Origin of the sequence: uncultured Sphingomonas sp., from assembly GCF_946477935.1 — a bacterium.
GTDB lineage: Bacteria > Pseudomonadota > Alphaproteobacteria > Sphingomonadales > Sphingomonadaceae > Sphingomonas.
Map to the genome: position 1 here is coordinate 25,562 of NZ_CAMLAC010000003.1, position 24,674 is coordinate 50,235.

Below are 24,674 nucleotides of genomic sequence, written 5' to 3' on the forward strand. Positions count from 1 at the left end.
ATGGCGGAAAACATTTCAAACGACGTCGGTGATTTCAGCAGCCATGCTGCTCGCGGCCTGTGGCGGAGGTGGTGGAGGCGTTAATTCGTCCGGATCGATCCCAACGCCTGCACCCGCGCCGACGCCCAGCCCAACACCGTCGCCATCCCCCACACCGACCCCGCCGCCAAGCGCTTCGGATAGCGCCGAGTACAAGGCGTCCGGCGCGGTGGTCGGTGCGAAAGCGGCCTATGCCTATGACAAGGGAATCACCGGCAAGGGCGTGACCATCGCCGTCATCGACACCGGCATCGCTACCAGCAGCGCTGAGTTCGCCGGCCGCATCTCGCCCGACAGCAAAACGTTCGAAAGCCGGATCGCGCGTTGCGCCACCTGTGCGCCGGAGACGGTGACCTTCCCGCTCGACGATGTACAGGGCCATGGCACCGAGGTCGCCTCGGTCGCGCTCGCCGCCAGGAACGGCTCGGGCGTGCACGGGGTCGCCTATGACGCCACATTGCTCGCCCTCAAGATCGCCGCGCCCGATCTCGAGGGCGTCACCGCGACCTCCGTGATCAAGGAAGCAGATGGCGCCAATCCGATGAACATCGCCCCGGCGATTGCCTATGCGGTGGAGAAAGGCGCGTTCGTGATCTCGCTGAGCCTGAACGGCGGGGCAGCCAGTCAGGCGGCGACCGAACAGCGCAACGCGATGGACGGCGTCGCCAAAGCCGACCGGCTGCTCGTCCAGTCCGTCTCCAACTTCGTCGACGACAAGAGCGCCGCACCCGGCACGATCACCCGCAATTTTGTTGGCAGCAATCTGGAGAACAAGGACAACTTCCTGTTCGGCATCCGTGTCGACAGTGCGCTGCGACCGCCCAGTGGCAACGGCCTGCCTGGCGAGCTTGCCGACCGCACGCTGGCGGTGGTCGCGACGGACGTCAGCGTCGTCGGCAAGGACGGGCAACTGACCACCGTCACCGGCAACAGCTTCGCCGCCCCCGCGATCGCCGGGGCCGCGGCGCTGCTGAAGCAATATTGGCCGCAACTCGGCGGCAAGGCGATCTCCCGCATCCTGCTCGATACCGCGACCGACCTTGGCGACAAGGGTGCCGACCAGATCTTCGGCGTTGGCTTGCTCAACATCGAGGCGGCGATGAAGGCGCAGGCGCCCGCCAGCGCCTTTGCCGCCGCCGACATGGTGCTGGCGCGTTATTCCTCGCTCAGCCTCTCCGGTCCGTTCGGCAGCGGCGGGCAGCTGTCGGATGCCGTCACCCGCATGACGGTGTTCGACCGCTATGGCCGCGACTTCGCCATGACGGGTAGCGCCTCACCGCGCAGCCGGGGTTCGGGGTTGCTGGCAGGTGCGATGCTGGGGACGATCGATCCGCCTTGGCTAGCGACCAGCGCCAACGACGCAAAGTTCGGTTTCACCTCCGCCGCCACCGGACCATGGGCCGCGGCGCAGTCCCGCCGCCCGGCCACCTTCGCCTTCTCGCCTGCCGCAGGCCAGACCGTCAGCCTCAGCGCCAATGTCGCGATCGGGCAAGGCGCCGGCATCGCCGGCTCTGCCCTGCGCGGTGTCGTCGCCGCGCCGATCGGCACGTCATCCTCATGGAGCGGCGATGGCTGGTCGGCAGGCTTTGCTTCCGGCGTGTCGCGCGACGGCCGCTCGGCTTTGCGCAGTGTCACCTTCACGACACCGCCGGGGTTTGGCGTGGAACTGACGAACCTTCAGGAGCGCGGCCAGGTGCTGGGTCTGCGCGGCCCTGCCGGCTTTGCTCTCTCAGGCAGCCGGACGACGCTGGCTACCCTGACCGCCAGCCGAACCGTTGCTGGCGTCCTGCTTTCGGCACGGGCCACGGCCGCCACCACTCGGGTCGATGGCGGATCGGACCTGCTGCGCTTCACCGGCCCGATGACCGGCACCGCCTTCGCGCTCGACGCGGCGCATCGCCTCGGCGGCGGTACCGTCACATTCGGACTGTCATCACCGCTCCGGCTGGAACGAGCACGGGCGGTGGTCGAGGCGCCCATCGCCTATGATCTCATGAGCGGTGCGCTCGCCACCCGCCTTGTAAGCGTCGACCTTACCCCGACCGCACGCGAGATGGATGTCGAGCTCGGCTGGTCGGCCGCGCTGTCGCCCACCTCGTCGCTGCGGCTCGGCGTCGCCCACGCCTTCGACGCTGGCCATGTCGCCGGTGCTCAGGACACCGCGGGCTTCGTCGCGCTGGTGCTGCGATGAGGCCCGCCGTCCGGGCCCGCTCGCCACCGGCAAGTGCAGCGTACCCGTAGCAATGCACCCCCAATGGACCTGCCACGCCGGGATGCGTCCCGGTGAACGAACCCGCACGTCCGGACCACAAGGACATAATATGATGACGAAGATCACCGCCACCGCCGCGCTTGTGCTGCTCACCGCCTGTGGATCGGCCTCGGTTGCCGAGCAGGAGGCCGCCGCACAGACCAGGACGGCAGCCGCACCGCTGACGATCGCCGGCATCCGTATCGGCATGGCCGCGCCCGAGGTGCAGGCGGCGCTTGCCCGTACCGGATGGAAGGTCGAGACGTCGGCAGGCGAGGATTGGGCCGCGACCGTCGACCACGAGGCCAAGCGGCAGCGCGACGTCTTCCCGATCGAGGAGCCTAAGAACGGCATTGCGGTGATGAACGCGACGAAGGGCGACGAGCGCCTGATCGTCGAATTCCAGCCGATGCCGACCGGTGACGCCGTCAAGTTGGTAAAATACGTCGCCCCCGCCGCCGGACGGACGCCCGAGCAGATCGCCGCCGAGATGGTCAAGCGCTACGGCAAACCGGGCTTCTCGCAGGTTGCTGCCTCCATCTACGAGGCAAGCTGGTGCACGGGCGGCGACCGGTGCCGTCAGATCTGGGGCAATGCGCATCAGGGTCTCGAGGCCAAGATCGACGTCTATGGCAAGCTAAACATCTCTCTCTCGCAAGGCGTGGCGGCGGATCGGGCGTGGCAGAATGCGGTTGCCCGCGCCGTCGGCGGAGGTGCGGCCGCGAAATCATCGTTCTGACCCGATCAGCCGATCTGGCTGCAGACGGGGCGGCATAGCCGCCCCGTCCACATGATCAGGCGGCGGCCAACTGCTCCCACCCGTTGCGGAACGCGCTCCATTCTTCCGCCCACATGCGGTGGGCGGTGTCGGCGAGGTCGGGATGCTCGGCGGCCCAGCCGCTCGGCAAGTGCTGGCGCGCCAGCATGCAGATATGGACATGCGGCAGCGCGCGGCTCAGCTCGTCGCCAGGGGCGTGCGCGACGACCATGCTGGTCAGCGAGCGGCCACAGGCGAGATGGATCGCGGCATAGCTGGTCGCCATGTCGAACAGGTCATGGATAGGTGTGCTGATACTGCCGCGCACCGTCAGCACGCTGGCGAGCAGGCGCTGGTGCGGGCGAACGACGCGATCATATTCGTCGAGCAGCGACGCCAGTCCCATGTCGCCCACACCCCGAGCAAGCATGAGCCGGTGCTGGCGAGCCGTCACCGGGATGCCGCAGCCGGTTGCGGGCGAGGCGCTGGTCGGCTCGACGGGCGCCATCTTGGCGCGGATCAGCGCGGTCACGCTGTTCGCCTTCTGCTTGGCGCGGGGACGTAGCAGGGCATAGCCCAGTTCCTCGCACCCAGGCTCGCGCACGTCGTAAAGCATGTCCATCACGGCGCTCGGGCTCAGCCAGCCGGGCACCACGTTCGTCTTGGTCTTCATGTCATTTCCAGTCCGGCGGCGCGGGGCTGCTCGCGTCGCCTTCAGTCCAATTTCACCATCATGGTGCAGCCGACAGGCTCCTTTCCGTTTCATCCTCAGGCCATGGTTCGCCTGATATCTTCACCCCTTACCATCAGCGTTCGGGCCCCCGCGGCCGAGACGGTGGGCTCGTTCCGACATCGTTCGGTCCCTTGCTCAGCATCGGGGGTTGCCGCCGTACCGATGGGGCGGCGGGATCTAGCATGATGGCGGGCGCAGGATTCGCGGGCTGCGGTGACACCGCCACTTCCGGAGCAATTGGTGCCGGAGGATCAGCGGCCATGATTGCGAGCCGTCGCTGGGTTTCAGCGGCCAATGCGGGATGCTCGACCGCTCGGCGCTCTGCAGCGGACAAGCCAGCGGTGTCGATCGTCCATCGACCGTTGGCGTCACGGCTCGGCTTGGCGTTCAGCGCGGCCAATTTGACGAAGGTCTGTGCATGGATGCGGGCGAGGGCTTGCACCTCCCGCTCGCGCAGTGCTTCGGCGAGCCCGATTGTGGGTTCGGGCGAGATGTTCGGAGCAACGTCGACCCGATCGCCCGCGCCGAGAGAGGGCGTCGGCAATGCCGGTACGCGTGTGTCATGCGCCTGCAGAATCGCCCGGCATCGCTCGAGACGATCCCTCACGCCGCCAAGAAGTTGTTCCAGGCGCATGGCGGTGATTTCTACGATGCCCACACGCCCCCGGACCGCCCGAAGACGGTCCGCCACGGTCTTCCGGATCACTGTACCAGCGCCTCGGACACGCTGATCTGCCGCATCGATCAGGGCAGTCGCGGCGGCGAGATCGGCCTCGATCGCCGCCTTCGCTTTGGCCAAGGCGTCCTCGTGGAGACGCGGGCGCTGACGGAGACAGCGATTATTCAGCCAGATCATCAGGTGGGTGCGGCAGAAGGCCAGCCGCCTGTTCTGTCCGCCGAGCGCCTTCCCGATGGCATCGGCGTTGTCGGTCAGGCGATCCTTGGCGACATCCTGCGCCACATGGGCGCGCGCGATGGTCTGGATGCCCTCGCCGAGCCGGTCCATCATCGTCTTCAACCGGACCAGTCGGGCATACCCCGCTTGCCGATCGGCAAGCCGCCGGATCACCCAATTCCGCTTCTGACCGATCTTGGGCGCAGGCGGTGCCATGCCCCGCGCACGATTGGACAGATGGGTGTAGCGTTGCGTGCTGCCACTGGCCCGCAGCGTCGCGTTGATCGCGTCGACCACCAGCTTGCGCCGCATCGCGATGCCCTCCGGCGTATTGACGTCGCCGACCTTCGATACGGCAAAGCGCCAGTCATATGGCCCCAGACGTGTGGTGGGCCGCAGCGAATAGACGATGTGGACATGGAAATTGCGCACGTCACCTTGCGGATCGGGTTTGTGCATCGCGACCGTGTACGGCAGGCCACGCTTGTCGAAATACCGGCAGTAGCGACGGATCATGCGGCGACGCTGGCGCGCGGTGGCCGAGGCAGGTAGCGCGACGATCTCGGTCACATAGACATTGGCATTGGCACGGTCGTGCCTCTCCAGCGCCTCACTGGCCCTGTGGAACGCGACGAGTTCGTTGCGATCCTGCGCGATCGTCGACCACCAGCCAGCCTCGCCGCCCTCGAGCGCCTCTTCGCGTGTGATATACTGGGCGGCGCGCTCGCCTTCGCCGGTTCGCCAGCGCCGCCCCGTCTTCGAGGCAAAGCCGCGCGCGGTCTGCGCGAAATGCACCGAACGCGTGCCCGAGGTCGCGCCGCCCGTCAGCAGTCGACCACGGATCGCCTTGCCGCCGAGCCGATAGAACAGCTTGTGCGGTATGCGACCTTTGGTGCGCGGTCGTTCATGCTCGGCGACCGTGACCCGGATGCCCTTGTTCGTCGCCCGCTCGCGATCCTCGCGGGCACGGGCGCGCTTATAGCGCCGGGCCGAGGCACGCTCTTCCGCGGCCTCGATTTGCGCAGCCCGCGTCGCACGGTTGCGCGCGCTACGCGCCGCCGCCAACTGTGCGGCGACGGCGGTCGAGCCTTTCCTGAGCGTTGCGAGCTTCACCACGTCGACCCTTGTCCCGTCATGGTGGGGGGTGGCGCAGAGCGGTTTTCGAGGGGCGTTTAGCCCCGGAAAACACTTTATCGCGCACCACCCCCCACTTCCTTCAGCCTCCCGTCCTAGTCTTCTGCCTGTCTGGTGGGGTCCACCTACCCAAGCCGCGCGCGTGCGCACGCTGAGCGGCTTGGCGCGGTTTGCCTGGGTAGGTGGACCCTTGCCGGTCGGCGCCTAGGGCACGCCGTCGGCATGACCTACGACGACGGACGCAAGCACGACTTCGCCCGGCTTCGGGCAGCGATCGATGGCACCAGCCAGCAGCTTGAAGCGAGGCTCGCCGCCGAGGCGGTGCAGCTTCGCGAGCTTCAGCGTCAGGCACACGCCATGGACAAGCGCCGCGGCGGGCGAGACTCCGCCGACGCGCGCAAGTACGCCCTAGGCTCGGTGCTCGTCATGCTGGGACTGGGCGAGGTCGACGACACCGCGCTTTTCGGGCTGCTCAGCCACTCGGACCAGATCCCGCGGCTCATCGATCGCCTGCCTCGCCATGATGGCGTCACCAGCTTTGCGGGGCAGGTGAGGGCGCTGCTGGCCGATCCGGACATCGGGCCGTGGTGCCGCCAATGGGGCCGCGTGCTGCAGTGGCGGCAGCGTGCGCCGCTTTACCGGCACGAGGTCGAGCGGTTCATCGCCTCGGGACGGGCTGGCCCCGACGAGCCCTGGCGCAAGCGCGACATCACCGCCGCCCAGCTTTTCCTCATCCGCACGCTCGAAGAGCTGCTGGACGTCACCTTCTCCGATTCCACCGAGACGCCGGCGACCCGCGGCGACGCCTTCGACTGGATCCACGCCCACGGCGGCAACCCGACCTACTGGCAAGAGCCGCCCCTGCCGACCAACCTCTGAAAGGAACGACCATGATCGACATGCCCGACGACATCGACGATGCATTTGCGCTGTTCGAGGAGAAATCCGCCGCGCTCGAGGCCGCCGTGACGGCCGTCGAGGATGACCAGAAGCGGGGTCGCAGCGGCGTCACCGCCTATGCCAGGGCCGCGATGCTGCAGTGGGAACTGCAGGAGTTCGCGCAGGCCTTGCAGGCGCGGATCGGTGATGAACTGGCGAGGCTGTGATGAAGCAAGTCCGTGTCAGCCGCGACGAGGCGCGTCGCACCCGCTCTGCCCTTGAGGAACAGACCCGCCGCCGCCACCGCGCGGCGACCGCCAGGAAGACGGCGACCTTCAGTGACCTGCCGTCATTGGTCCGCCAGGCCGTGGTTGGCGAACGTATCGAGCCGGATGCCGCGCTGGAGGTCCTCTATCGCGAATTCTACTATGGCGGTGCCGGGGAGGCGGATTACGCCGGCATCATCTTCAATCCCGCGCTTACCGATCTCACGCGCTTGCCGATGGGCGTGCTCGACCAGAAGGAGGAGCTGCTCCCTGCCAATCAGGTGCCCTCCAGCTTCGAGGCCTTGCGCGACCTCGCCGAGCGGATGATCACCGTCTCGCGTGATCATGCGCTGATCGAGACGGTGGCATTCGGCTGGCAGGGAGCGGGCGATGGTCGAAGCCGTCTTACCCGCCACCTGTTCGAGCTGTGGCGGCTGCATGACCAGCATCCACCGCTCTACCGTGCGCTAGTGACGGGTCGCCATCGCTTCGTCATTCACGCGCTGCGCGATCAGCGCTACCCGGGCATGACGAACCATGCCGCCAGGTCGATGCAGGCCCCTGTTCTGCTGAACCATATCCGGCGCGTGCTTGAATGCCAGGCGCTGCTATGGTGTGCGCATGACGTGCAGATGGTCGTTGCCCGTAACGCAAAGGCCACATCCAACCCGCTTGGCGAACTAATGTCGTCAGACAAGACGGTCGTCGAGCCGGCTACCGTGCTCGGCGCCGCGCGCGAGTGGCATGCGGCCATGGTTTCGATCATCGATGCCTATCGCGCAACTGGTCTCGGAAACGAAGCCGCAGAACCCGACAGCATGGCGGCCGCAGGTAACCCCGTCGTTAGCCGGCTGCGCTCATTGGTCGAGCGGGAAGCGAAGCGCGGCGGGATAGATCTGGACCGGGCAGTCAGGCACGTCGATCTTCTGATGGGCAGCATCGCACGGCGCCTCGACGGCACGAACGATCCGTTCCTGCAGACGCTGGCAGCACCGCGCGCGGCCTATCAGGGGCCGAAGAGCTTTTCCGCTGCGTGGTTCTCCGGACTGTCGCCGCTCGCCGCATCCGGTGTCGCCGTCCTGCGCTACCTCCAGGCCGAAGCCGTTATCGCTTCCCTCATCGACGAGCATCTGCCGATTGCAAGCCTTCGACCTGCCGCGCGCTCGAGCGTTGCACTTCCCGCCTTCGATGCCGCGATGATGCCATGGGGCTGGAAAGCACGATCGCGCGATCTGCTGCATGCCTGGCGCGGCGCGGTGCAGGGTGACAAGGATCTGCATTCCCGATCCACCCCCGATGAGGGGCGTGCCAAAAATGTCGGCAAACAGCCGATGGACGCGGCGGCCGCTTTCCTCAGCCTTGCGGGCGACCGTCGGATCGGCGACGATCATGGCGGTCCGCACGATGAACGGCGAACCCTCTACCTGCTCGATGTGCTGCCGGAGCATCGGCTTATCTGCGGATGAGGCGGCCGATCAAATCTATTCCTGCTTTTCCGTCTCGGGGAGTTTCGGGCATAAGCGATCGGGAACAGATTTTCAGAAATGATCTGCCATATGGCAGCACATCGTTCGGTTTTGCGGTCGTATTTTTGCAATTAGTCCCCTATCGAGAAGGCAGCCGAGCGGCTACCGACCAGCTTAAGACATTCAACGCCGTTGATGTGAGCGTCGGCTTTTTATGAAACCCGCCGTTCGGGTCGCGCAAACCGGCGGGTCGGTTTGGCGCCCCAAACCCGGTCTTCTGGAGACCGCTCGACCTATCCCGAAAGCCGCCGCTCATCCTGCGTGGATTAGGTCAGACGACCTTGGCAACAAAATCAGCCGGGTGGGCTTGGCAAGCTGCCTCGCATAGCTGTTGGCAGATGCAGCACATCGTCGATCCGGCGGCGACGACCTCAGGTCGTCACGATGACTTTAATCTTGTCGATGCCCTCCTGATACCAGAACCACTGGCCACCCAGCAGCACTGCGAGGCCCTTCGCTGGATCTTTCAGACCGTTCTGCTTCCAAGCCTGCGTGAACTGATAGGTGGTAACGACCACGCCGTCATCGTCGAGCAGCTTCTTGATGGCTTCCGTCATCCGATACTTTGGACGCTCGACGTGCTTAATCGCGACCTCCACGTTGGAACCGACCGGACTATAGATCACGGCCTGATCCGCCTTCTTGGCGTTGTTCGTCACCTTCGGCACCACGTAGACGCGAAAGGAGTAGGCCGGGTCGTCGAACTCTGCCTGCGACATCGGCCCCTCGATGAGCGCGTTGACGGCGGCGACGGCTTTGGCAACCGGCACCGCGCCCTTCAGCGCGTTCGCGGACTGCAGGGTCAGCGCTTGGAGCTGGATCGCGAACGCGAGGTCATGAGAGAAGTCATACTTGCTCCCGAAGTTGTCCTTGGCGAACCGCAGAAAGTTCAACGCGTTCGCCTGAATCTTCGCTTGCAGCGCATCATTAACATCTTCGGCGGACCGGTGCTCGATCGCGTTCCTAATCGCGATCAGGTATCTGAGGTTGGCCTTCTCGCCCGCCGACAGGCCCGATTGCGGCCGCTCAATGCAATAGCTCAGCTCCCAGAGCTTCTCCTGACCGTCGATCATGACTGGTGAGCCGTCGGCGTTTTTGAACACCGGCGTGACGCCCTGTTCGGTCAGTCGCGCATGCAGGAGATACGTCCAGGCGATGATCGACAGAACGATGAAGGTTTCGGACCGGGTGGACAGCGTGTTGTTGTTGTAGACGAGAACAGCGGTCTTGAAAATCTCGACGGCCTTGCGGACTTGAGCGCTAACGCGCGTGGTCGCATAGAACCCGAGATGCTCCGCCAACGCGGCCAGCTTGGCGTATTGGTAGAGAAGCGCGTCAACCTCCTCGACAGCGGCGGCCGCGATCGCCACGTAGCGTGGTTTCGTTCCCTTCCGAATTGCCCCAATCTCGCGGTGGTTGAAGTTGCGGTCGAGGAAGCTGAAGATCGCCAACACCTGTTGGTCGTTTAAAGCCTTATGCTCTATCAGTCCCTTAATGAGGCCGACCTCACGATCTGACAGAACGACCTTCGCCATACGTCACCTAGCTCCCCCAGGGATCCATGCTACGTCATGATCAGCCGTGGAGTCGATTCCGCGTCCAATTTATGCGCACGCAAAAATTCGAGGATTGGTGACTATTGGGTCGGAAGCGGCCAGGCAACGAAGCGCCCTAATGTCGGCCATTCGTCTGGCTATAAGATGATCTTGAAAGCGGCCGTTCGTTCGAAGGCCTCGATCGATGCGGTCGGCGGAAGGTGGAACGGCTACTTTCAAGCACTTGCCCTGCGCCACATGTTCTCAACGGGAGCTAGTAGTTGGCCGCGATACCTTCTGCCTATCGGGGTGGGAGGATGGAACTATCATCCTGCGCGGCCAGCTTGACGGCGTTTCGGCGGCTATCCAACATGATGTTTCGCAAGCCAATCTCTTGACAGCGACCGCCTTGGCGGTGGCCAAACCGCAGTTCGGACGTGATCCCGTTGAATGGAACAAAAGGTCAGATTTTGCATGATCAAGACCATCGCCGACCTATTGCGCGAGCTCATGGTGAAGGAAGCCGCCAAGCTAGATGAGGAACCTGTCAAGCACGGCCCGACCATCGGTGCGATGTATGAGGGGCTCGCCCGCGACATTCTCGATCGCGCCATCCCGGCCGAGCTTGAGGTCCGCGTCGTCGACGGGTTCATCGAAGGCGTGGACGGTATACTAGGTCCGCAGATCGATGCCATGCTCGTCACCGGCGAGGGGCGCCAGATACCCTACACCGGCAACTTCGTCTGGCCGATCGCCGACGTCATTGCCGTGTTCGAGGTGAAGAAGACGCTCTACGCCAACGATCTGGCCGACGCTTTCGCGAAGCTCCGTACCGTCAAGCGCATGTCGGAAGCCAATGTCCAGAACGGCGTGAAGGTCGTCGCCGGCCCGAGCTTTCGCGCCTTCGCCAAGACGACCGGCCACTATCCCCGATCGATCGAGGCCGTCGACGCGCTGCCCGATGAGCTGAATTACATCTTCCACACGATGCTGGCCGAGCAGCTCGCTCCGGTCCGGGTGATCCTCGGCTATCATGGCTATGTCGACGAGCATGGCCTGCGAAAGGGCCTGCTCGGCTATCTGCAGGACCAGGGCGGCCTCGCCGCCGGGTTCGGGGCGTCGTCGATGCCCAATCTGATCGTCGCGGGCTCTAATTCGATCCTCAAGATGGACGGCCATCCCTATGCCGCGCCCTTGCACGACGGCTGGTGGCACCTCTTGGTCTCCAATCCCGAAAACCCGCTGCGGCTGTTGATCGAACTGCTCTGGGCCAAGCTAGGGGACCGGTTCGGCGACATCTTCCCCGGCGACGACGATCTCGAGCTGGAGCGGCTCGCGCCCTTTCTCGATGCGCGGTTGGCTCGCGACGGCGATACGCTCGGCTGGGCCTATAACTATTATCCGCTCAGCAAGAAGGAGATGGCCGCCGCTCCCGCACCACTCTGGGATCCCGAGGCCGTAAATACCTGCGAGATGGTCATTCAGCTCCAGCTGGCCCGCCTCGGATCGATCGACGTGCGCGACGAAGAATTTCGCAGCTTCGTTGCGAAAGAGGGGATCGATCCGGACGCCCTGATCGCCGACATGGTGGCGCGCCGGATGCTAGCCTGGGTCGATGTCCATACCGTGCGCATGATCGACACCGGGACCGTGTTCACCGGATTTATGCCCACCGGTGCGGGCTTTTCGAGCACCGACGCTGATCGCCTGTCGCCGTGGCTGACCCGCGAACTCGACAAGCGCAAACGGTAGCCTCAGGCTTCAAGGGGGAACGATGCGAACCGCAGCATTTACGAGACCGACCATCATTGCCGCCGCCGAAATGCTCGAGCGCCACACGCAGGCGAGCTTCGACACGATGATCCTGCGTCTGGCGCTCGAGGGCGAAATCCCCGATGGGACGGGCCTCAGCGTCCCCAAGAAGCTCGGTATGGTTGCCCGCGCCGTGCTCGCCCGGCCCGATCATGTCGTGCATACGCTCGACGGCAGCGCGACGCTCGCCGAGGCGCTCGTCCGCGAAGCCGTCGCGCTTGTCCGCCCGCACTTCACCTGGCCGCAGCAGACCGCCTTGCTGCGCGGCCTCGCCCGCGACGGCTACGTCCTTGAAGAAGACGAGGACACGCATGCGATCCGGCTGCGGGCAGCACTTCCCGAGAAGATCGCGCTGCCCGAGACGGACGACGAGGTGCGCGGCCTGCTTCGCCAGCTCGGTTTCCAGATATCGGCGGGGCATCTCGACCAGGCGATTGAGGCGCACACCCGCGGGGACTGGGCCGCCGCCAATGCGCAGTTGCGGACCTTCTTTGAAAGCCTATTCGACGCAATCGCGTTCGCGGTCGATCATGCCACGGCGTCCGGCTGCGCGACATCCGAGAGTCGGCGCGCGATGCTCGCCGGCAAGAGGTTTCTCGCGACCGACCGCAATGAATGGACCCAGGACGGCAAGAACTTTATCAACGGCCTGTTCAAGATGCTGCACACCGACGGCTCGCACCCGGGGCTGTCCGACGAGGATCATTCGACCTTCCGGCTCCACCTGGTGCTCGTCAGCGCGCGTGCCTTTCTACGGCGCCTCACCTACGGGCAGTAACGATTCGGCCACGTGGTCGCTTCAACCGGCGGTCTTTCTCCTTCCCGGCGCCGATGCAGATCGGTCGCGCGCTATTCTCGCCGGCTTCCATCGTTGCGGAACCGCCTGATCTGGTCGCTGTCGTCGCCCTGCAGCAGCGGCAGCAGCAATTCCCGGATTGGCGGCGCTTCGCGGAATTGCAGATTGTCGAGATCGATCAGCTCGCCGAGCGGCCGCTCGCGACCGATCACCGCAACGATAAGCCGCTCGACGACGTCGCCGCGCATATTGCTCGCGGTTACCCGGACCTCGATGTGCGCGGCCTCGCCGGTGCGCTCGACCGGCTCGATCACCGCGGTCAGCGTCTGCACCCGCCCATGCCGGAAATCCTGGCAACGATATTCCACCTGAACATCGGGATCCTCGGATTCTTCGACGCCGAAGCTCGTGCGGTCGGTCCGCGCCAAATTGTGCGACAGGCGCGGGATATTGGTCAGAAAGTCGCTCTTCGTGGACGGCGGCGGCGGACCGAAGACATCGACGACGTATGGCCCATCATGCAGCACGGCATTCCCCGAGCGCAGCTCGACGGTGACATGCTCGGCGGCCAGCACGCCGACATTCTCGATGGTGACCTCGAACCCATATTGCGAGAACTGACGAGCGACTCCGAGATGGATGTTGGGCACGTCGACCGCGCCGATCGCTGCGGCATAGTCGTCATAGTCCTCGTCATAGTGGCTGTTGGTGTGCAGCCCATGCGCCATGAACCCGCCGGTATATTCGCGCGGGTGATTGGCGAGGATCATCCGCGTCACAAGATCGATGGACTCGGCGGGAACCGGCGGGAGGCGAAAGCGGACAAGTGGCGGCTCATGCAGCATGCGGATCGCGACGCGCAGCTGGGGCTCGCTCGCCTGCAGCAGCCGCACGCGCTGTTCGAGCTCGGCGACCCGCCGATCGGTCGGCGATGGCTCGGGGGCGAGCAGCCAGCTCTCGTCGGGCTTGATCGCCTTGATGCCGTGCCGGCGCGCCGCTGCTCTCGGCCGGCTGTCGAAGCTCATCACCTCAACCCGGGCCGGATCGTCCACCAGCGCGTGCATCGCCTGCGCCACGATCCGGTCGTCGCCATTGTCGCGCTCCAGGTCCTCGAGACGATCCCAGTCGATGCGTCCCGCCGGGACATAGGCGATGTCGATCCGGACCGGCTCTCCCGCCAGCATTGCCGCGTCACCGCTTTCAATCGAAGGCTCGAGAAGTCGATTGAGATCGCGCGCGCGCTGCCCGAGCCGACCATCGCGTTTGCGCCCATCTGCCTCGGCGCTTACTTGGGGAAGCACCAGGAGCAGGATCGGCCCCTTGGAGATCGTCGACCAGTCGAGTTGGGTCAGTGGACGCGCTTCGAAGATCATCTGCGTGTCGAGCGCGATGACCCGATCATAGCCACTGGTGTCGAGCCTTGAGTCCATGGGTAAATGTGGCACCAATACCGACGAGCCTGCAATTAGGAACGGACCGTGTCTTCATCTTTGGATCGTTCCTCCGATATATCGATGGCGATGCGGTGTGCCGATATCGCGCTGCTCCACCGGGATGATGAAGCGGATGAAGTTCGATTTCGACACGATCGGCGAATGGGCACCGCGGCTGTCCGCCGCCCTCAATGCGCTGGTGCCGGTCCGGCTGCGCGAGCGCGTCGCAGCAGGACCGATCGAATGGCTCGAGGATGCGTTCGACATCATTCTTGACGAAGTCGAGCGCAGCGATCTCATCGACGCAACGCGCGAATGGCTGCGCGGTCAGACGATCGTCGCTTATCATGGTTCGCGGCTCTCGCCGGATGAGATCGTCTCCGTCCGGACCTCTGGTCTGAAGGCGCTCGATCCGGCGACGCGCAAAGGCAGGCTCGCGGAGCTACTCTCGCGCCATCCGGATTGGGCGCAAGCCAGCGCCGGGCTCGATGCCGCGATCCGCGACTTTGGCGACGGCCGGTTCGGGCGGCGGGAAGGGCAGGCCCATTTGACGCTCTCCCGCGGCGCATTGCTCACCGCCTTCAATCACTATCTCGTCGAGGGATCGGAATTCGACCAGGTCATCGCGGTCGAACTGCTCGGGAAGGGTGCGAGATCGCTGTTGCAGAAGGGGCGCTCGCCTGTGCTGTTCACCACCGAAGTGCCTGGACACCGGGCGCTCGATGTCGCCGAGCGACGGCTCCGCGACGGCGAAATGCCGGGCCTTGTCCGTCACGTCCTGCAGTTCTGGGCCAATTGGCTGCACGATCCCGCTCTCGATCCGGGAACGCAGCATGTGGATTCCGGACTGATCTTCTATGAGGGTATTCCGCCCGACTGGGTCACGGACACGACGATGATCGACGAGTGTAAGCTCCTGGAATCCTATCATCGCTGAGAGTTATGGATTGGGCGAATGAGAATGCCCAAACTTCGTGTCGAGGGACCGCAGGCGAGCGATGCCAGCCACTGGCTGGTTCGCCCCAACATCCGCCATCGCGCCGGGGTCGAACGCTATGGCGTCGCCCGGCTCACCAACAATGCCAATGGACAGGGGCTGGATGTCCTGTTCTCGGCCATGACCGCGACGACGCGATTTTCATGCCCTACGACATCCGCGAGCGCCTCGGCGTCGCCAAGGGCGGTGAACTCGATTTCTTGCTGCGCAAGGTCGGGCTCTGGGGCTTGCTTCGCTGGTATGTGCGCTCGCCCGATCCCGCCGTATCCATCCCCGCCTGGATCGCGGTGATCGGGATCACTCTCGCAATCGTCGGAATAGTCCTCACCGCTATGCCGCTCATCTGTACCTAGCATCCGGTCCTATGCCGTGCTTCACCATATCTCGCGGCCGACGCGATAGAAGTTGGGCCACGTAGCTGCGGTTGCCGACGCTGAGGGCATGCTGGCTAGGCGCCAGCTAGGTCATGCCAGCTTTTGGCCGAGCTGACGCTGCAAACCGCCAGTCCGCAATCGGCCCAGCTTCTGACGTTCCCAGACGCCGGTCGGGCGAGCGTCGAACGTCGGCTTCTGACAAGAGGCGCCGTTCGACACGCCGCAGGCGAAAGGCAGCAAAGTCCCACGACCGCCCGGCTGCAGGCGTCCAGAGCCAGTCGTTCAGATCAACCAATGCGAGCGTCTGCTCATGACAGAAGCTGCCGATAGAACGCCCGACCCGGACCGTCAGGAAGGCGCCCCCATCCTGGTCGTTTGGCGCCTTTTCTTTTCGGCCCGCAAGCGGACATCGGTCGTGTGGCTTAGGGCCGTCGCCGCTCAGCTTACACAAACGGCCCAACAGCGGCCCCGCGACTGGTCGTCGCTTCGGGCGCCATGTAGATAGCGGCCATGGAAGAACTGCCCACCTACACCCCGGAGCAACTCGACTTCGCCTCGCGGATCGGCAAGGCCGCCGCGCCCTTGGTGAACACTGGAATGGATCTTCGCGATGCCGAGCGCGCAGCGGCGCGGATGGCGGCCGCAACGATGGTTGAGGAAGGCGCACACGCAGCCGTAGTTGAACAGCTGCTGCAGGACGCGCTCGAGCGTTCAAATGTGGGTGCACCCTACCGGCACGACGAGCGCCTGCTCTCAGACGAACTCCAGGTGGCATTAGGCGAGACCTACCGTGCGGTCGGAGGGCCCCGTCTTCCGCCTGACGGGTTGCTGGTGGAGAAGCGCATCATCGGCGTGAAGACCGGCTACCCGATGTTCGTGTTCCCTAACGAATCAAAGCATCCGGGCAACCCGCACGTCACCGTCATCATCGGCGATGAGAAGGTTAACGTGACGATCTCTGAGAAGCCGAAGGTGATCGCGGGCAACATGAAAGCCGTCGGGATCCGCGACGTGTTGAAGGCGGTGAAGAAGCACCGCGTCGAGCTCATGAAGGAGTGGGACGAGACGCGTCCCGACGATCAGAAGCTGGAAAATTCGAAGGCCCACAGGGCGAAGGCCGCTTGCGAAGCCAAGGGCTAACCCGTCAACGGACCGCTCTGACTTCGCTCACCCGCGGTCGCGGTCGCGGTCCAGATTCAGCCACATCACGTAATCCTTCGGCGTGTAGTCCGCGGCAACCAAGTCGCCGATGGGAGCCGCGTCGAAGATCACCGCAACGAGCGGGTCGAGGTTGCCCCGGCCGAGGTTAGGACACCAGACGTTCGGGGGCTGCCCCTCGCCACCGATCGTGAAGGGATCGTCGCGACGGATGGGCTGCTCCTGTGGGGCCAGCTTCAGGATCTCGAGGTGATTAAGAACGACGACGCCGTCGACCGCGTCGAACGCCACGCGGCCGTTAGCGTCGTGCAGCCAGGAATTGGGCGTAAGCAGGCCCGCGTCTTCATGGCTGAGTGCCGACGTCGCCTCGAAGATGTAACCATCCCAAAGCACGACCAGAATGCCGGTGCGCGTCTGTGCCGAGAAGTCGCAGAACTTAGTGTCGGCGCTCGCAAGAAAGTCCTTCAGCGTGTTGTCGCGCGGCAGCGTGGCATCGGCGCGGATGCCGGGCACGGCGCCGATCGGCCCGCGGACGGGGATCTGGTGGCCACGTTCGGCTCGTCGCTCCTGATGTTCGATGGACGACGGACACTTGACCTCGAACAGCCACTGCCGGTTCGGCGTGTCGACTACGAGGTCGGGCCTGCCCCCGGTCACGGGATTGGCCGGCTCGATCTGGAAGGTCGTCCCGGCCGGCCAGTCGGCGTCGAGGAGCACGCGGGTCACGAGGATCTCGGCCAGCTTCTGCACGAGTTGCTCGTAGCCCTTCCGCCACTTATCGGGATCGTCGCGCGTGGGGACATAACGGATAGCAGCGAATTCGCGCACGAAGCGCTCGCCCGTGCCGGGCAGTTTCGCGTCACAGGCGGCGAGCGCTCGCTGGAGCTGCCGTCCGAACGTGGTGATCCGTCCCTCGGCGAAGTGGTAGCTCAACCATTGCCGTGTCCCATTGGTCAGCGCTCGGTAGCGTGCGGCGACGTCGGTCGGCTCGGGTTCGGGGTTTTCGGTCATCGGTTGTCCGCGTCAATCAGGAGGGCAATGCGGCAGTCTGGGCCTGACTCAGAGAGCTATCGCTTTTTATCTTACGTCGATTACCGGGTGGTGATGTCCATCGGCGACTTTAGGCTCGCTGCAGTCGTCTCGCCATATGCAGGTGTTATGTGCTTAACGCGCGTTCCTCGTCCGAAACGTTCCTGAAAAGCTGGTCTCGGCAGAGCAGACACTGGTTCGTACGCTATGCGAACTTAGAAATCGCGAACGGACAGTCCGCTTCCGGCCCAGCCGCGGTCGGCCCCCAATTATATTCCCGCGGCCGCAAACGTCAGGTTCAGCGGATACCCGACCTTCACGGCAGTGCTCATGAACGACGGCTTAGTCCCAACGCCAGTCGCTTCAAATGGCTCTGATCGCTTCCTACGCGGTCCTATGTGGCAAGTTTCAAGAAGCCGCGAAATTTTCGTCCGGATGCCGCAATCGGGACGGCTCAAAAGGCGTCGTTCACCAACCCAGGCAAACATCGCATGGCGGATCAGTGCCGTGGAACCTTAATTTCCCAGCAATCTGAGTGCCCAGTTTCGTCCGATTGGGTGCACCATCACAAGCCAGTCAAAGCGTTGAAGTTCTACCGTTTTTGATTGGGCTGGTTGGCGTTGTGCCACTTTCCGTTCCCTCAACACGTGCTTGTCACTGGCGTTCAAGCGCGAACGATGGCGGTTACAGGAGTTTGGCACGTAGCGCGAAGGAGCGATGATCGAGCGCTCGTTCCGGTGCCAGTTCCCACCAGCATTGGCCGATGCGCTCCGCCATGAAGTTGAGGGCGGCGATCTGCCGGATAAGGTCGAGCGATTGCCTGACGCTCAGGCAGACACCGTAGCCAATCCGTTCGCCTGATAGGCTATGAGCGATAAGTGACCAGGCCGCCGCGTCGGTGCCGGTTACGTGGCCGGTCGGCCTGCCGTGATCGGGATCGACGCACGACCAACGCGACGAGTTGCCCCCTCATCAGGTGCGCCACCGACCTGCTCGGTATGACGCGTGTCGTACAGGCGGCGCAGGATCAGCGCGAGGTCGCGTTCGGTAAGACGCGAGGTAGCATCGATCACCGCACCCTCTGGCAGGGGTTCGACAAACGCCGCCAAGCGGTTGCAAGCTGCCCCGAGTTCGGGATCGAAGGTGTCATCGAAGTTGGCCATGGATGGGAACGTATGCCGTTCCGGAACGCTCGCAAGACCGCGAATTGGCACATGCCGGGCCTTGCCGCGGCGGCAACCCGTCGATCCGACCGCTGCGCAACCCGACTTCCACATGCCTCATCTTATGGTTAACTTGCTGTCAGGGCGCCGAAATGCGGAGCCCGACAACAGCGAGGCCGATCCTTTGTCCCATCGAGAATGCGACCCCGTTTGGCCTGCTTCGACGCATCTTGGGTGCTGCTGATGACGATGATGATGCTTATCGCGGTTTCAGCGATCGTGGGGGTGCTGGCCTGTGTGGGGATCGTGGTCATCGACGCGATGCGTCAACGACAGCAACGCGCATGGCAGTCAGACTACCGGAAGCGCGGCGGCTTGGCAGGTGCATTATACCGCCGGTGGCGAGGTATTCCGCGGTTAACGTATAGGGATGAAGACTGAGCCAGCTTGTAGCGCTGCCGGCTGGCAGGCCCTATCCTCCTGCTGATAGATGAGACGCAAGCAGTCGATCGGGTCATCACAGCCCTTCACCACCTCAAAGCATTCAGGGCGATCTGGAATGTCGGTGAGGTGATCAATAAAGAAGGCCGGCTATCTGCCGACGACCTGTCCATTCTGATCCCGTTGCTCGATAAGTTCGCGGGCATGGCTTGCCAGGAACTTCGCAACCTACGACAGCCGCAATGACGTGCGTCATCAACGAGGTTGCGAGCGATCCGTGGAGTTCGGAGGCATGTGGAAACGCGTCGCCCGGCCATACCAACGATCCGCGGATCGTTCATCGTAAAAGCACATCTGTCACGCGCAGGGGCGCACAGGCAGGCATGGTGCAACCGGGCATTGATCAAGATTAAGGGATTCAAATTAACCTATGTATATCAACGGGGTCAGGGGGACTGAATCTGACCTATGTCGAAGTTGCTAGACGGGGCCGACGCTCAGCGCATTCTAAAGCCCGCCACGACCGCGAAGATCGCCCTGCGGATGTTATCAAGCCTTCAGGTCATTGCGGACTATCTACCCGAAGGCTTGGCGGGAACGCCCGCAGTGGACATCCTGTTGGCTGTCTATGTTGCTGAAGATGGTGCGCTGTATCCGAGCATCACCGATCTGGAGCCCGCAAGCTCCAGGAGCGAAGGCGTCACGCGACGCTGGGTGGCAGCCTTGATCGACATGAATATGCTTGAACAACGCTCAGGCGTGCTGGCCCTGACGGAAAACGGTCACAGAATTATGACGCGCGCGATAACAGAGCTATATCGGCGTCAACGCGAGCTGGATTGATCCGTATCTCGGTCAAGGCAGGCCAATGCTTGTGCAATATATGCGGCCACCAGAGGGTCAGTCGCATCAGCCAACTTCAAGGCATGCTCCAAAAGGCCGCGCAGGTCAGTACCAGTATTTACCATCACGTCGAGTTAGAAATCCCACGCTACTCTGACAAGCGTCCATCCATCCGCTGCATTCCCGAAACGGGCCGAACGGCCGCACGCAGCCTAACTGCCGTCGCACCGGTAATAGCTGCCGTTATCCTTTTGCAGGTGAGGCATGTGCAATCGGGCAAGAGTGGCAGACTGGCTGACCGCGAAGCCGCCCCAAGCCGAGGGCCCAGCCCGCGATCGTCAACAGCCATCGGGACTCGCAGTTCACCAGCACCGCGTTCACCGCCGTCCTCCTGCGCGAGACGATCGCCATCAGTATCGACGGGAAGGGCTGCTGGCGCGACAACGTGCTCGTCGGCAGTTTCTTCCAGCGCGACCTCGCTGGCGGTCCAGCGCCGTGGGCGCGTCATGACCGCGACGATACGCCAGATCGGATGGCCAAGGCCGCGGCGGACCGGCGCGGCGATCAACGCACCGAATTCCATGGCCGCGACATTATGCCGGTCAACTCCGGTCGGCGCGGGGGCATTCGCCATGTTCTCGGACACCAAGGTCCGTTCCTGCGGAATCAACCGCGGCGTTTCCGCACAATCTGCGATCGTTTTCGGGACGACAGCGATCGCCGGCTTGAACCCGAAAGCCGTTGGGCCGCCACCCAGACCGGCCATTCAGATTAGAGCTACGAACCAGTAGTTCTCGCAGGCGACCACATTCCCGTCGCCATCCATGCGCCAGCTATATCCTGGCTCATGATGGCTAAAATTTCTGCCAGAACACCAAACGAGAGATCGTGGTTCGCCGGACGCTTCACGCGATGGGGTTCCGCTTTCGGCTGTACCTGCATTGTTTTTGGGAAAGGCGTGCAACCTTGCCGTAAAGGCCGACAGGACGCTCCTTGCTTCAATCAGCGCCGTAAGAGCCAAATTCGCCAAGGAACTGACTGCCCATCTTTGCCTCTGTGGGCACCACTTCACCGCTTCCGCAGAAAGCGCTGACGCGCGTCAGAGCGTCGGGCGCCAGTCCCAGCCGAGCGGATCTCCGTCCATCACCTCCACGCCGGCCGCGGTCAGTTCGGCGCGAATCGCATCCGACCGGGGGAAATCCTTGGCCGCGCGGGCTTCGCGGCGGGCGGTGAGACGGTTCTCGATCTCCTCGTCGGTGAGTGTTGCCACGGCCGGACGGACCCGCAACGCGGCGCGGCTGAGCGTGGTGAGTTGCAGGCCCAGCACCGCATCGAAATCCTCCAGCGCCGCAAGGCGGCGGGCGGGTGCGATGCGCTTGTCGGCAAGAAGCTCGTCCAGCACCGGCAGAGCGCGCGGCGTGGCGAGATCGTCGGACAGGGCTGCATCCAGCCGACGCCGATACTCCGCGGCATCGCCCTTGTCGGGCGCGTCGCTCCGCGCGCGTAGCGCCTCGACCGACTGTACGAGGCGCTTCAACCGGGTCTGGGCGGCGGCCAGATTGTCCCAGCTGAACTCCATCTCCGAGCGGTATTGCGCTTGGAGGCACATCAGCCGGTAGGCGAGCGGGTGGAAGCCGCGATCGACCAGCGACTGCAGCGTCAGGAACTCGCCCGACGACTTGGACATCTTGCCCGAGCGTTCGACCAGGAAGTTGTTGTGCATCCAGATCGTCGCGCCGGTGTCGGCTGAGCAGCTATGTGCCTGATTTTGCGCGATCTCGTTGGGATGGTGAATTTCGCGGTGGTCGATCCCGCCGGTATGAATGTCGAAGCGTTCGCCCAGATACATCTGGCTCATCACCGAGCATTCCAGATGCCAGCCCGGCGCGCCGCGACCCCAGGGGCTGTCCCATTCCATCTGCCGGTTCTCGCCCGGTGTGGAGGTGCGCCAGATCGCGAAGTCGGCCGGGTGGCGCTTGCCCTCGACCGGATCGATCCGGCTTTCGCCCTCGTCATCCTTGTGCCGGGCTAGGCGGCCATAATCGGGCACGGTGGCGGTATCGAAATACAGGCCGTCGGGCAGGCGGTAGCAATGCTTCGCCTCGATCGCGACGGCGAAATCGATCATCGCCTGGACGTGATCGGTGGCGAGCGGGAAGCGGGTGGGCTCGCGGATGCCGAGATCGGCGAGGTTCTGCTTGAACGCGGCGGTGTAGTGCGCGGCGATCGCCCAGATGTCCTGCCCGCTCTTCCTGGCGGCAGCCTCCATCTTGTCGTCGCCGGCATCGGCGTCCGAGGTCAGGTGGCCGACATCGGTGATGTTGATGATATGGGTGAGCGTGCCCCAGCCCATCGCCGGCGCCTTCCAGGTCAGCGTGCGCGAGAGCGTGTCGGTAAAGACATAGGCGCGCAAATTGCCGATATGCGCATAGTTGTAGACGGTGGGACCGCACGAGTAGACGCGGATCTTGGCGGGATCGAGCGGCTGGAACGGCTCGGGATTGCGCGTCAGGCTGTTATAGAGGGTGAGCGGCGTCGTCATGGCGCTGCCTTAGCCGGGTGGGCGCCGGCCCGAAAGAGGCCCCGGCCGACCGGGAGGGATCGGCCGGGGTGGCACGGCGACAGGGGAGGCGCCGTGCCCTGGTACGGCAGGACCGGAAGTTCCTGCCGATCTCGAAATCCTCAGCGCGCGATGCCGATGACCGCCGAGCCGGTGTAACCGGCCGTGGTGCTGCCGGTCAGCGTCGGGGTCTGTTGCGCGATCTGGGCGGCGGTGTTGTCGCCGAAGACGTTGTCGGACGACAGGCTGACGCGCGCGAAGTTGGTCGCGCTGCCGGGATAGGTGGTGGTGTCGGCATAGACGGCGGTGCAGACCGCGCTGGGCAGGGCCAGTTGCGAGACGAGCACGGCATAACGGCCGCTGGTCGCCGCGGTCAGGCTGGAGAAGACCTCGAAATGGATATGGGGCCAGCGGCCATCGTAGCAGCCGGGGACGATCATCGTGAACGTCACTTCGCCATTCGCGTCGGTTACCTGCACGCCGCGCAGATAGCTTTCGGTGGCGGCGGTGTAGAGCGAGTATTTGCCGCTGCGGTCGCACATCCAGATGTAGACGGCGTAGCCCGACAGGGCGGCGCAGGTGGCGTTGACGTTGACGACCTTGAGGGTGAGGGTGAGTTGCACGCCGGTGGCGACGGTGGAACTGCTGATGAAGCTGGCGCGGATGTCGGAGCGGACGATGCCGCTGGTGGTGAGCGCGTTGGAGGTGGCGCCGCTGGAAGTGTTGGTGCCGTCGGCGGGATAGGGGCCGTTCGTCTCCGTCGGGTCGGCGACGCAGGCGGCCGACGTCGTCGTGGTGGGTGTCGTGGTGGCGGTCGCGGTGGGTGTGGGCGTGGCGGTGGTGCCGCTGGTTAGGGCGACCGCGTCGTCCTCGTTGCCGCCGCAACCGGCGACGACGGCGGCGGTGCCGACGCCGGCGAACCATTTCAGCGCGCGGCGGCGGGCCATCATCGCGCCCATTACCTTCAGATCATGGGCGAGACCCAGATCATGGTCTTCCGGTTCGTGATCGTGTCGCATGTGCATCCTCCTGGCTCGCCGCCGCGTGTCGTTTCGTCGTTCGGCAGGGTGGCGGCCGGATGTCGCCGGCGTGTTTCAGCGCACTGAAATATTGTGACGGAAGAGGAATGTCAGCGCGACAGGGGCAGCGTCACGCTGGCACGCGCACCAATGCCGCCAGGGCGGTTGGCGAGCGTCGCCTCGCCGCCATGGCGTTCGGTGATCGCGCGGACGATGGCCAGGCCGAGCCCGGTGCCGCCGGTGGCGCGGTTGCGCGACGGATCGCCGCGGACGAAAGGTTCGAACAGGCGTGGCACCTGGGCCGGATCGACACCGGGGCCTTCGTCATCGACGGTGACGGTCACCGTGTCATCGTCAACGGACCAACCGACGATCGCGGATCCGCCGTAGCGCACCGCGTTGGCAACCAGATTGGTGAACAGCCGGCGCAGCGCCACCGAATCGCCGCGAACGATGGCGCGGGGGCTGGCGACCAGCGTCACCGGCTCGCCGGCCTGTGCCATGTCCTCAACCAAGGAATCGAGCAGCGCACCGAGATCGATGCGGGTGCGCACCGGCGCGACCGTCTCGTCACGGGCGAAGCGCAGCGCGGCGCCGATCATCGCGCGCATCTCGTCGATATCAGCGCTGGCGCGGGCGTGCGCGGTCTCCGGCAGTTGCTCGATCCAGAAGGCGAGGCGGGACAGCGGCGTGCCGAGGTCGTGCGCGATCGCGGCCAGCATCACGGTGCGCTGTTCGGCATGGCCGGCCAGCCGCGCGTGCATCGCGCGCACTGCGGCGGACAGGCGGCGGACCTCGCGCGAGCGGCTGTCGGGCAGGGGGGGCAGATCGGCGCCGGCGCGGGCGTGGTCGGCGGCGGCGGCAAGCTGGCCGAGGGGACGGGAGATCGCGCGTGACAGCATCCAGGCGGGGATGGAGAGGAGCAGGATGGCCGCGAGCATGCCGGACAGGACGGCGGCGTGCCAGGGCGTGAACACGCTGTAGCTGTCTCTTATACACATCTGACGCTGCCGACGATACTCCTTGTGTAGATC

22 protein-coding genes and 1 pseudogene are annotated in these 24,674 nt (G+C 64.5%); 14 read left to right on the top strand and 9 right to left on the bottom strand.

Annotated features, from left to right (window positions below):
* Positions 1-208 precede the first annotated feature (208 nt).
* Together Q0U08_RS00910 and Q0U08_RS00915 are read left to right on the top strand one after the other, a co-directional pair.
* Positions 209-2,230, top strand: a complete 2,022-nt coding sequence (locus Q0U08_RS00910; RefSeq protein WP_298089158.1) for a S8 family serine peptidase — start codon at positions 209-211, stop codon at positions 2,228-2,230.
* Positions 2,231-2,360: 130 nt separating this feature from the next.
* A complete protein-coding gene (locus Q0U08_RS00915; RefSeq protein WP_298089160.1) occupies positions 2,361-3,029 on the top strand; it encodes a hypothetical protein in 669 nt (222 codons plus the stop codon).
* A gap of 55 nt (positions 3,030-3,084) precedes the next feature.
* Here the strand turns inward: Q0U08_RS00915 and Q0U08_RS00920 are convergent, their stop codons facing one another.
* Both Q0U08_RS00920 and Q0U08_RS00925 read right to left on the bottom strand, forming a co-directional pair.
* Positions 3,085-3,720 carry a hypothetical protein gene (locus Q0U08_RS00920; protein ID WP_298089161.1) on the bottom strand — a complete coding sequence of 212 codons (636 nt, stop codon included), beginning with the start codon at positions 3,718-3,720 and terminating at the stop codon, positions 3,085-3,087.
* Positions 3,721-3,853: 133 nt separating this feature from the next.
* Positions 3,854-5,788, bottom strand: a complete 1,935-nt coding sequence (locus Q0U08_RS00925) for a MobA/MobL family protein (RefSeq protein ID WP_298089162.1) — start codon at positions 5,786-5,788, stop codon at positions 3,854-3,856.
* Positions 5,789-6,031: 243 nt separating this feature from the next.
* Between Q0U08_RS00925 and Q0U08_RS00930 the strand changes: the two genes are divergently transcribed.
* From Q0U08_RS00930 to Q0U08_RS00940, 3 genes are all read left to right on the top strand, one after another.
* Positions 6,032-6,688, top strand: a complete 657-nt coding sequence (locus Q0U08_RS00930) for a hypothetical protein (RefSeq protein WP_298089163.1) — start codon at positions 6,032-6,034, stop codon at positions 6,686-6,688.
* An 11-nt stretch (positions 6,689-6,699) separates the two neighbouring features.
* Positions 6,700-6,915 carry a hypothetical protein gene (locus Q0U08_RS00935; protein WP_298089165.1) on the top strand — a complete coding sequence of 72 codons (216 nt, stop codon included), beginning with the start codon at positions 6,700-6,702 and terminating at the stop codon, positions 6,913-6,915.
* A 125-nt stretch (positions 6,916-7,040) separates the two neighbouring features.
* Entirely contained in the window at positions 7,041-8,420 is a 1,380-nt protein-coding gene (locus tag Q0U08_RS00940; protein WP_298089167.1) for a hypothetical protein, read from the top strand.
* A 431-nt stretch (positions 8,421-8,851) separates the two neighbouring features.
* Here the strand turns inward: Q0U08_RS00940 and Q0U08_RS00945 are convergent, their stop codons facing one another.
* Positions 8,852-10,015, bottom strand: a complete 1,164-nt coding sequence (locus Q0U08_RS00945; protein WP_298089168.1) for a DUF3644 domain-containing protein — start codon at positions 10,013-10,015, stop codon at positions 8,852-8,854.
* Between the two features lie 474 nt (positions 10,016-10,489).
* Between Q0U08_RS00945 and Q0U08_RS00950 the strand changes: the two genes are divergently transcribed.
* Together Q0U08_RS00950 and Q0U08_RS00955 are read left to right on the top strand one after the other, a co-directional pair.
* Positions 10,490-11,767: a DUF6602 domain-containing protein gene (locus tag Q0U08_RS00950; RefSeq protein WP_298089170.1), complete on the top strand. Its 1,278-nt coding sequence runs from the start codon at positions 10,490-10,492 to the stop codon at positions 11,765-11,767.
* 70 nt (positions 11,768-11,837) lie between these two features.
* Entirely contained in the window at positions 11,838-12,605 is a 768-nt protein-coding gene (locus Q0U08_RS00955; RefSeq protein WP_298089171.1) for a hypothetical protein, read from the top strand.
* Between the two features lie 71 nt (positions 12,606-12,676).
* On the opposite strand, the gene Q0U08_RS00960 is transcribed toward Q0U08_RS00955, so the two are convergent.
* Complete coding sequence (locus tag Q0U08_RS00960; RefSeq protein WP_298089172.1) at positions 12,677-14,053, bottom strand: hypothetical protein; 1,377 nt, start codon at positions 14,051-14,053, stop codon at positions 12,677-12,679.
* Between the two features lie 136 nt (positions 14,054-14,189).
* On the opposite strand from Q0U08_RS00960, the gene Q0U08_RS00965 reads away from it, so the two are divergent.
* The 3 genes from Q0U08_RS00965 to Q0U08_RS00975 all read left to right on the top strand — a co-directional run bounded on the left by Q0U08_RS00965 (position 14,190) and on the right by Q0U08_RS00975 (position 16,567).
* Positions 14,190-14,993 carry a hypothetical protein gene (locus Q0U08_RS00965; protein ID WP_298089173.1) on the top strand — a complete coding sequence of 268 codons (804 nt, stop codon included), beginning with the start codon at positions 14,190-14,192 and terminating at the stop codon, positions 14,991-14,993.
* A gap of 203 nt (positions 14,994-15,196) precedes the next feature.
* Positions 15,197-15,406, top strand: coding sequence for a hypothetical protein (locus tag Q0U08_RS00970; RefSeq protein ID WP_298089174.1), 210 nt, complete (start codon positions 15,197-15,199; stop codon positions 15,404-15,406).
* Positions 15,407-15,937: 531 nt separating this feature from the next.
* Complete coding sequence (locus Q0U08_RS00975; protein ID WP_298089175.1) at positions 15,938-16,567, top strand: DUF4160 domain-containing protein; 630 nt, start codon at positions 15,938-15,940, stop codon at positions 16,565-16,567.
* Positions 16,568-16,594: 27 nt separating this feature from the next.
* Here the strand turns inward: Q0U08_RS00975 and Q0U08_RS00980 are convergent, their stop codons facing one another.
* Entirely contained in the window at positions 16,595-17,596 is a 1,002-nt protein-coding gene (locus tag Q0U08_RS00980) for a hypothetical protein (protein ID WP_298089177.1), read from the bottom strand.
* 735 nt (positions 17,597-18,331) lie between these two features.
* On the opposite strand from Q0U08_RS00980, the gene Q0U08_RS00985 reads away from it, so the two are divergent.
* Complete coding sequence (locus Q0U08_RS00985; protein ID WP_298089178.1) at positions 18,332-18,475, top strand: hypothetical protein; 144 nt, start codon at positions 18,332-18,334, stop codon at positions 18,473-18,475.
* Positions 18,476-18,519: 44 nt separating this feature from the next.
* Here Q0U08_RS00985 and Q0U08_RS00990 read toward each other — a convergent pair whose 3' ends face one another.
* Positions 18,520-18,891, bottom strand: coding sequence for a hypothetical protein (locus Q0U08_RS00990; RefSeq protein WP_298089179.1), 372 nt, complete (start codon positions 18,889-18,891; stop codon positions 18,520-18,522).
* 129 nt (positions 18,892-19,020) lie between these two features.
* Between Q0U08_RS00990 and Q0U08_RS00995 the strand changes: the two genes are divergently transcribed.
* The 3 genes and pseudogenes from Q0U08_RS00995 to Q0U08_RS01005 all read left to right on the top strand — a co-directional run.
* The gene (locus Q0U08_RS00995) at positions 19,021-19,218 is read left to right on the top strand and encodes a hypothetical protein (RefSeq protein WP_298089181.1); all 198 of its coding nucleotides are present in this window, start codon (positions 19,021-19,023) and stop codon (positions 19,216-19,218) included.
* Positions 19,219-19,686: 468 nt separating this feature from the next.
* Positions 19,687-20,061, top strand: a complete 375-nt coding sequence (locus Q0U08_RS01000; protein WP_298089182.1) for a hypothetical protein — start codon at positions 19,687-19,689, stop codon at positions 20,059-20,061.
* Positions 20,062-20,386: 325 nt separating this feature from the next.
* A pseudogene (locus Q0U08_RS01005) lies at positions 20,387-20,515 on the top strand (IS3 family transposase); the annotation flags it as partial.
* A gap of 312 nt (positions 20,516-20,827) precedes the next feature.
* On the opposite strand, the gene Q0U08_RS19830 reads toward Q0U08_RS01005, so the two are convergent.
* The 3 genes from Q0U08_RS19830 to Q0U08_RS01015 form a co-directional block, all read right to left on the bottom strand.
* Positions 20,828-21,133 (bottom strand): excalibur calcium-binding domain-containing protein, encoded by a 306-nt coding sequence (locus Q0U08_RS19830; RefSeq protein WP_367271088.1) that lies wholly within the window; start codon positions 21,131-21,133, stop codon positions 20,828-20,830.
* A 27-nt stretch (positions 21,134-21,160) separates the two neighbouring features.
* Positions 21,161-22,603: a cysteine--tRNA ligase gene (gene cysS / locus Q0U08_RS01010; RefSeq protein WP_298089183.1), complete on the bottom strand. Its 1,443-nt coding sequence runs from the start codon at positions 22,601-22,603 to the stop codon at positions 21,161-21,163.
* Between the two features lie 140 nt (positions 22,604-22,743).
* Positions 22,744-23,640, bottom strand: a complete 897-nt coding sequence (locus tag Q0U08_RS01015) for an intradiol ring-cleavage dioxygenase (RefSeq protein ID WP_298089184.1) — start codon at positions 23,638-23,640, stop codon at positions 22,744-22,746.
* Between the last annotated feature and the right edge of the window lie 1,034 nt (positions 23,641-24,674).